This is a genomic window from Dyadobacter sp., from assembly GCF_051859145.1.
Lineage (GTDB): Bacteria > Bacteroidota > Bacteroidia > Cytophagales > Spirosomataceae > Dyadobacter.
In genome coordinates, this window is sequence record NZ_JBHYGF010000169.1 from 1 (window position 1) to 8,394 (window position 8,394).

The following is an 8,394-nucleotide window of genomic DNA, read 5'->3' on the forward strand; positions in this document are numbered from 1 at the left end:
CAATGCACAAGGCCTGGTAACCATCGACAAAACCTGGGCTGAACTGGGCGTTCCGACACCGAAAGCAGGCACTGTTACGAAGATTTCCTGGACAGGAACTTACAAGGGAATTGCATTCACAAGATTTTCACAAATACAGGCTAACTAGTTCAAAATAAGTACAATGCACAGACAGCATTTTTAATTATTTTGTAAATTGAATCAAGTACTTTATCACAAATATTTATCGTCACATCTATTCTAAACAATACTACAATGACTCAAAAAATGGACCGTCGAAATCTGCTTAAATCCGGTTTAATGGCAATCGGAGGAATGACTTTGGCACCGCATCTGAGCATGGGTGCTTTTTCAAACGCGCCGCTTAGTCTGGACCCTGAAAACCGCATTTTCCGCAGCCCAATGGTTAGAGAGCACTTTCTGCCCGAGGACGGCAAAGCGCCTAAAATCATAGCGAAACTGAATTCCAACGAGAACCCTTACGGGCCGCCGATGTCCGCACAAAAGGCAGTTGCAGATTCTGTGAAAAACGGTAACCGTTATGCATGGAAAGAAATGTACGACCTGATCGATAAGATAGCCAAAAAAGAAGGCGTGCCTGCTGACCACATTATGATGGGACCTGGTTCTTCGGATCTTTTGGAAAAAGTAGCGCTGGTTACATTCATGAATGGAAAGGGAAATATCGTTTCGGCTGATCCCTGCTATATGTCGCTGGTTCAGGTTGCGAAATCTGTGGGTGCTACCTGGAAGCCGGTTCCCTGCACAGCCGACTGGTCGCACGACCTGAAAGCAATGGAAGCTGCAATCGACAGCGAAACAAAGCTGGTGTACGTTTGTAACCCAAACAACCCAACAGGCGCCATTACAAAAGGTCAGGACCTGCTTGACTTCTGTTCACGTGTTTCGGAAAAAGTACCTGTTTTTGTAGACGAAGCTTACATTGAGCTGGCAGTTGGCGCAGATACGCAGAGCATGGTTTCGTTGCTGCAACAAAAGAAAAATGTAATCGTAGCCCGTACTTTCTCCAAAATCATGGGAATGGCCGGAATTCGCGTGGGTTATATGGTAGCGCTTCCGACTTACCTGGCTGGCATCAACAAGATCACCCGCGGCGGAATGGGTATCTCTTACACTTCGATCTTCGCAGCTTCTGCCAGTTTGGACGACAAAGATTTCCAGGGCAACACCCGCAAGCTGAACCACGAAGCGAAATTGTATCTGTATGAAAACCTGGATAAACTGGGATACAAATACATTCCTTCGTACACCAACTTCGTACTCTTCCCAATCCCGATTTCAGGCAAAGAACTGCTGACAAAGATGAGCGACAAAGGCGTCGCCGTAAGATCGTTTGACATTCAAAACAAGCCGTGGTGCCGCGTCAGCATTGGAACTATGGACGAAATGAAAGCATTCGTCGGCGCGCTGAACCAGCTGAGTTAATAAGTCATAGTGCTCGTGCCTTCGACTGCGCTCAGGCTGACAAGCAGTTGTCACACGCCTTTGTCACACTGAGCGCAGTCGAAGTGCAAACCAGCGGAATCGCCTTGTCACGCTGAGCGAAGTCGAAGCGTCACACTGAACACACCGAGACGCCGGGCGATCGAAGCACACTCCAATTACTTTAAAAAATTATCTCATAAGTAATACCCTCTTCAATCCCGTTATCAACGACTTACCATTCAAATTCTGTTAGATTATGAGTGATGCATTGCAAAAAACCATTACACTCCTGTTGCTGATTGGATTGGGTTTGCTTCTTAAAAGCAAATTCAAAAACAAGGACCAGACTAACGGGATCAAAGAAATTATCCTTTCCGTTGCATTGCCTTCGACGATTTTCATTTCTTTGATGAAGATCGACATTGATTCTTCCATGATCATCATTCCGCTGGTGACGCTGGTTTTCAACTTCCTGATGTTCTTCTCGGCGCCGCTGGCATTTACGCTTTTCGGGATTGACAAAAACAGTCCGACTGGCCGCACACTGATGATGCTTATTCCGTCGCTCGCGCCGGGCCTCTCCTGCTTTCCGTTTATTGCCGAGTTCCTGGGTGAAAAAAGTCTGGCGATAGCTGCATTGGCGGATGTGGGAAACAAATTTTTTGTATTGATATCGCTTTATATCCTGGCGATGAATATGTTTTTGAAAAACAGCGACGATAAGGAGACTAAAATGGGCGGAAAACTGAAAAGCCTTTTTCTGAGCCTCTTCCAGGAACCTATTAACCTGCTGATTTTCCTCGCAATCATTCTTCTGAGCCTTGGTATCAATTACAGCACATTACCTTCACTGGTCACTGATCTTTTTGACAAAACCAGCGCGATGATGACGCCGCTTGTGCTGCTGTTCATTGGTCTGGCTGTTCAGTTAAAAGAAGGTAAAAAGCGGATCGTAGCAAGCATACTGTTCTTTCGCGCAGGCATAACCATGCTGATCAGCGCGGGGATGATTTATGTGCTCAATATCAATGATTATGCGATGATTTTGCTTGCAATTGTCATTCCGCTGAGTGCGGCGAGCTTCTGGCCGCTGGCGCATATTTCGGCATTCAACCTCAAAGAAGACGCGAAAGGTTTACCCAAAGAAAAACGCACATTCGACCTCGAACTGGCAGTATTGCTGCTTGCATTCTCCCTGCCTTTTTCCACAATCCTAATCCTCGCAATCCTTTCCTCGGGAACATTCTTCACCCATAATACCACGCTTATTTCAGCAGGCTTGCTCCTGATTGGACTGGGTGCAGTGCCGAATGCATTGAGTAAGGTTTTTGTCAAAGTATCCAAAGCATGAAGCAGCTATTCAGCATTTCACTCCTGTTATTTATATCCATTCACCTCTTTGCCCAAACCTCCGGTGAGCGCATTCAATCGGAGGCTACCATTAAGGTTTTGAAGAAAAAGAAACGGTACCAGTACTTTTCGGGCAGTGCGCCGGTGACGATGGCCGACGGAAGTGTGAAGCCGATGGCGGATGTCAAAATCGGCGAGCATGTAAAAACGTGCAGAGGCGGCAAAAGCACTATTACGCAGGTGAAGCAGATCAATGTATTTACTGAACCTTACTCGGCATTGACAGCAGTTTACCTCAGACCTGCGAACGAAGAAGTACAAAAAGATCAGAAGATTGTACCTGCCCTGCTGCTCGAAGCCACACCAGATCACCGCGTGCAGACCAAGCACGGCAAAAAGCGAATGCGGAAATTATCAAAAAACGACATTTTGTATCATTACGAACCTTCCACCGACCTGGTATCTTCCTGGAAAGTAGGCGCAGTACAGGAGAATGCGCGAAAAGTGAACAAAGCCTACCACCTGGAAACCGTCGATGGGACTTATCTGGTGGAGAATGTGATGGTGGCGAATAATTGATTTCCCCCGAAACCTTTCCGACATTTGCGGTTCAATCCATTTCAATCGCATTACCGTGTCAGAGCTCCGTACTTCATCGACCCCCAAAGAATCAGGTTTCATTTTCCCTGCCGAGTGGCACCCGCACCGGGCTACCTGGCTGACCTTCCCGCATAACGAAGCTTCGTGGCAAGGCGAAAAGCTGGCACAAATGCGGCCGCAGTACCTGGCTTTTATCAAGGCGATCAGTGCGGGTGAAAATGTGGGGATTATCGCGAATGATGAAAATCTCAAAACATTCATCTCTGCCGAGCTGGCCCGCACGGGCGTGGATCTTTCCAAAGTTGAGTTTGTAGTAAAACCTACCAACGATGCCTGGTGCCGCGATCACGGTCCTGCTTTTGTAATCAATCCTGAAACGAAGCAGAAAATGATCGTCGATTGGAGACACAATGCGTGGGGAGGCAAATATCCGCCTTACGACGACGATAACCGCACGCCCTCAGCTGTGGCAAAGTACCTGAACTTACCTACCGTAAATCCCGGCATTATCATGGAAGGCGGCGCTGTGGAGTTCAATGGTGCAGGAAGTGTACTCACCAGCAAATCTTGCCTTTTAAATATCAACCGCAACCCGCATTTAAGCCAGGAGCAGATCGAACAAAAGCTTTGCGACTACTACGGCGTGGAGCAGGTATTGTGGGTTGAAGGCGGCATTGTAGGCGACGATACAGACGGGCATATTGACGATACCACAAGATTTATCAATGAAGATACCGTAGTAGCCTGCATCGAACCCAACAGCAGCGACGAGAATTTTGAAATCCTGCAAACCAACCTGTCCATGCTCAAAAACATGCGGCTTGTGAATGGAAAGCAACTGAATATCATCGAACTGCCCATGCCGAAAGCAGTTGTAATAGACGGGTTCCGCACGCCAGGTTCTTACGCCAACTTTCTGATCTGCAATGCAGGTGTGATTGTCCCGGTTTTCAATAATCCGAATGACCAGGTCGCGATTGATATACTGGAAAAAGCATTTGCGGGAAGAAAAATCATTCCACTGGAAGCTACTGAAATCATCTGGGGCCAGGGAAGTTTTCACTGTTTGAGCCAGCAGGAACCGGTTGTTTAGGGGGTTTGGCTGGTTGGTTCTTCGGTGTGCTCCTTTTTGCCCCAAACCCCTGAAGGGGCTTTTTATTTTGCGCTTGGGGGTGTTTCATTCACTTACGTGTAGAAACTCAATTAAGTCCCCCTTAGGGGGATTGAGGGGGCCTAGCACATCCGGGATTAGGGGGTCAGGGCAGTTTTCATTGTTTGAGCCAGCAGGAACCGGTTATTTAGGGGGTTGGCTGGTTAGTTTTTCTTGTGCTTCTTTTTGCCCCAAACCCCTGAAGGGGCTTTTTATTTTGCGTTGGGGTGTTTCATTCACTTACGTGTAGAAACTCAATTAAGTCCCCCTTAGGGGGGATTCAGGGGGAATAGCACTTCCGGGATTAAGGGGGCCAGGGCAGTTTTCACTGTTTGAGCCAGCAGGAACCGCTTGTTTAGGGGGTTGGCTGGTTGGTTCTTCGTTGTGCTTCTTTTTGCCCTAAACCCCTAAAGGGGCTTTTCTTTTGCGTTGGGGTGTTTCATTCACTTACGTTAAGAAACCCAGTAAAGTCCCCCTTAGGGGGATTGAGGGGGAATAGCACCTCGCAAGGTTCCCCTCAGGGGCGCTAGGGGGCCAGACCTTCCCAGTCTTCCGGTTCGTGTAAAAACACATTGTAATCTACAAAACCCCTGATCCCGTCGGCCCAGCCTTTTTCACTGTGCTGCCAAAATAGTACCTGGGCGTCGTGCGCGAGGTCGCTGATATCGTTACGGGAATAGCCGGCTAGCCAGAGCGGGTAATCGTCGAAATTTCCGGCAATGTATTTTTTGTAAAAATGCTCATTTACGTAAATGATCGGGCGCACGCCATAATGCCCTTCTACTTGCGTCAGCCAGTTGCGCACACCTTTGATAATGATATCGTCTGGGCGGCCTGCGTGTGTTTCCAGGTCGAGTACAGGCGGTAAGTCGCCGGGTTCCATGCGCACCTGACCGATGAAGTTCTGCACCTGCTTGTCGGACATTACCCGGGGGTTATAGAAATGGTAAGCGCCCCGCTTCATCCCTACCCGCTTTGCCTCGGCCCAGTTTCTTTTGAATTGTCTGTCCAGGTGCGTCGCGCCTTCGGTTGCTTTGATGTACACGAAATCAATCCCAACCTCTCCGGAGCGCGTCCTTTTCAGCTTATCCCAATTGATTTTTGCATTGTGGTGCGAAACGTCGATCCCGTGGATTGCATATCTGAGCGGCAGCCGGATTCCGAATTTGCTAACAAACTCCCACTGGTTTTCATCCTTGCTATCGCGCCACCAAATAATGCCAGCAATAACCAGGAACACAGCCGCAATCACCGCCCAGGCCTTTCGGGGCAGCGGTTTTAAGTATGGTATTTTCTGCGGGGAGGATTTCGCTTTCCTTTTTGCCATAGACCGCAAAACTACGAAACTTCACTATTCCGGCCGTATTACCATTCATTTTACAATCTTGCCATTCATGTACTTTGTAATACATAGTACCTGCCGTTGCCTACCTTTATTATGTCCTCAGGGACAAAAAGACAAGAAACCTTAAACATCTGTTAGCCATGAAAAACTTACTTAAATCAATCGCCTTCGCAGTAGCATTCACTGTTGTATTTGTATCAAATACTTTTGCCGACGACAAAGAGAGCAAAAAAGCCACTTTCGGAACCGGGATCTTCGCTTCAAAATCAGGCAACATCCACATCAATATTGACAAGTACACCGATGACAACACCATCGTGCTGGTGACCAATGAGAGAGGTACTGTGATGTTCCGCGAAGTGGTGGGAAAAAACATAACCAGATTCAGAAGAGCCTTGAATGTACAATCGCTTCCAAGCGGTGTTTACACCATTGAAGTCTCTGGCAAAGGAAACAAACAGGTCACCAAATTTGAGCTTACAGAGCAGCCTGTTGAAAGAATTCTAGCCGTGAAATAGACCAGATATGAAATCAGCCATGAAAAGAAATAGCCCGATGCAATGATTTGCACCGGGCTATTTCGCTGTTTAAACAACTGCTAGATTACTACGTTCACAATCCGTTTCGGGACTACGATCACTTTCTTGGCCGCTTTACCCTCCATCCATTTCTGCACGGTTTCGTCGGCCAGAACCGCATCTTCAATCTCCTTCGCAGAAGTTTCCAGCGGGAACGGAATTGAAATCCTTACTTTTCCATTGATCTGAACAGGATATTCAAAAACAGCGTCAACTACATGCTGCTGCTCCCATTTTGGGAAAGTGGCTTTTGAAACTGCCCCTTCCGTGTTCCCCAGCACTGCCCAAAGCTCTTCGGCAATGTGAGGCGCGTAAGGAGATACCAGCACGACCAGCTCCTGCAATACTGCTTTGCTCTGGCATTTCAGGCTGCTCAGCTCATTTACGCAAACCATAAATGCACTTACACCCGTGTTGAATGAGAAGTTTTCAATATCCTCTTCAATTTTCTTGATCGTTTTGTGCAGGATTTTGAGCTCTTCCGGTTTGGCAGGAATATCTTTTACCACGAACTGTCCATTGTCGTTGTAAAACAACCGCCACAACTTGCGGATAAAGCGGTAAGTACCGTCGATTCCATTGGTATTCCACGGTTTTGCCTGATCCAGCGGGCCGAGGAACATTTCATATAACCGCAAAGTATCCGCTCCGTATTTCTCTACAATATCATCGGGATTGACAACATTGAATTTGGATTTGGACATTTTCTCCACTTCCACACCGCAGATGTACTTATCTTCTTCCAGAATGAAAGTGGCATTTTCGGCAGAAATATCCTGCCGCGAAGCTTTGAAACGCTCGATATCCAGCACGTCGTTTTGAACAATATTCACGTCTACGTGCAGGGCTGTCGTTTCATATTGGTCTTTCAAACCCGCACTCACAAAAGTCGGGTTTTTGAAATCGTCGCTTTTTACCCGGTACACAAAATTGCTGCGTCCCTGGATCATACCCTGGTTGATCAGCTTCTTAAAAGGCTCTTCCTGCGGTACATAGCCTTTGTCTTTCAGGAATTTGTTCCAAAAGCGGCTGTACAGCAAGTGGCCGGTTGCGTGCTCGGTTCCGCCCATATACAAATCCACATTCTGCCAGTAGTCAATTGCTTCTTTCGAGGCAAATGCAGATTCATTCTTAGGGTCCATATACCGGTACCAGTACCAGCTGCTACCTGCCCAGCCCGGCATCGTGCTCAGTTCGTAAGTACTACCGGAGCTGTGTGCCCAACCCTGCGCGCGGCCCAGCGGCGGCTCGCCTGTTTCGGTAGGCAGGTATTTATCTACGTCTGGCAGGTTCAGTGGCAGCTCACTTTCCGCCATTAAGTAAGGCAATGGATTACCGGTACTGTCATTTTTGTAAAAAACGGGCACGGGCTCTCCCCAGTAACGCTGGCGGCTGAAAACCGCATCGCGCAACCTGTAATTGATCTTTCCTTTTCCTAGGCCTTTTTCTTCCAGCCATTGGATCAAGACTTTATTCGCCTCGTGGAAAGTAAGTCCATTGATCATTCCTGAGTTAATGTATTTACCTTCCTTGGTATTATCCGCCTGTGTTTCAATGTCTTTTTGCGCATCCAGGATCGGCACAATCGGCAGATCAAAATGCTTTGCAAAGTTCCAGTCACGCTGGTCACCGGAAGGTACCGCCATCACAGCCCCGGTTCCGTAGCCTGCCAAAACGTAGTCAGCAATGTAAACCGGCACTTTCTCTCCGCTGAATGGATTGATCACATAAGCCCCGGTAAATGCACCTGACACGGTTTTCACATCCGACATCCTGTCCCGCTCAGACTTCTTCTGCGTCATCGCAATGTAAGCGTCAATATCCGCCCGCTGCTCAGGCGTAGTTATATGATCCACCACTTCATGCTCCGGCGCAATCACCATAAAAGTAACCCCGTAGATCGTGTCGACTCTTGTGGTGAAGAC

7 protein-coding genes are annotated in these 8,394 nt (G+C 47.8%); 5 read left to right on the forward strand and 2 right to left on the reverse strand.

What is annotated here, in order from left to right; translation table 11 throughout:
- The first annotated feature begins 255 nt into the window (after positions 1-255).
- The 4 genes from ACTIE6_RS11295 (at position 256) to ACTIE6_RS11310 (ending at position 4,489) form a co-directional block, all read left to right on the forward strand.
- Complete coding sequence (locus tag ACTIE6_RS11295) at positions 256-1,446, forward strand: pyridoxal phosphate-dependent aminotransferase (protein WP_439556732.1); 1,191 nt, start codon at positions 256-258, stop codon at positions 1,444-1,446.
- 256 nt (positions 1,447-1,702) lie between these two features.
- Complete coding sequence (locus ACTIE6_RS11300) at positions 1,703-2,797, forward strand: hypothetical protein (RefSeq protein WP_439556733.1); 1,095 nt, start codon at positions 1,703-1,705, stop codon at positions 2,795-2,797.
- On the forward strand, positions 2,794-3,375 hold the full coding sequence (locus tag ACTIE6_RS11305) for a hypothetical protein (protein ID WP_439556734.1): 582 nt from the start codon (positions 2,794-2,796) through the stop codon (positions 3,373-3,375). The genes ACTIE6_RS11300 and ACTIE6_RS11305 overlap by 4 nt, the downstream gene beginning before the upstream one ends.
- A gap of 55 nt (positions 3,376-3,430) precedes the next feature.
- Entirely contained in the window at positions 3,431-4,489 is a 1,059-nt protein-coding gene (locus ACTIE6_RS11310; RefSeq protein WP_439556735.1) for an agmatine deiminase family protein, read from the forward strand.
- Between the two features lie 583 nt (positions 4,490-5,072).
- Here ACTIE6_RS11310 and ACTIE6_RS11315 read toward each other — a convergent pair.
- Complete coding sequence (locus ACTIE6_RS11315) at positions 5,073-5,873, reverse strand: glycoside hydrolase family 25 protein (RefSeq protein WP_439556736.1); 801 nt, start codon at positions 5,871-5,873, stop codon at positions 5,073-5,075.
- Between the two features lie 158 nt (positions 5,874-6,031).
- Here ACTIE6_RS11315 and ACTIE6_RS11320 point away from each other — a divergent pair, with 158 nt between their 5' ends.
- Entirely contained in the window at positions 6,032-6,409 is a 378-nt protein-coding gene (locus tag ACTIE6_RS11320; protein ID WP_439556737.1) for a hypothetical protein, read from the forward strand.
- A gap of 80 nt (positions 6,410-6,489) precedes the next feature.
- Here the strand turns inward: ACTIE6_RS11320 and leuS are convergent.
- On the reverse strand, positions 6,490-8,394 hold a 1,905-nt coding region (leuS, locus tag ACTIE6_RS11325), incomplete at its 5' end, for a leucine--tRNA ligase (protein WP_439556738.1).

Bases quoted from the DNA above. Each gene is read 5' to 3' on its own strand.
- ACTIE6_RS11295 (WP_439556732.1), top strand. From the start codon at position 256: ATGACTCAAAAAATGGACCGTCGAAATCTGCTTAAATCCGGTTTAATG.
- ACTIE6_RS11300 (WP_439556733.1), top strand. From the start codon at position 1,703: ATGAGTGATGCATTGCAAAAAACCATTACACTCCTGTTGCTGATTGGA.
- ACTIE6_RS11305 (WP_439556734.1), top strand. From the start codon at position 2,794: ATGAAGCAGCTATTCAGCATTTCACTCCTGTTATTTATATCCATTCAC.
- ACTIE6_RS11315 (WP_439556736.1), bottom strand. From the start codon at position 5,873: ATGGCAAAAAGGAAAGCGAAATCCTCCCCGCAGAAAATACCATACTTA.
- ACTIE6_RS11320 (WP_439556737.1), top strand. From the start codon at position 6,032: ATGAAAAACTTACTTAAATCAATCGCCTTCGCAGTAGCATTCACTGTT.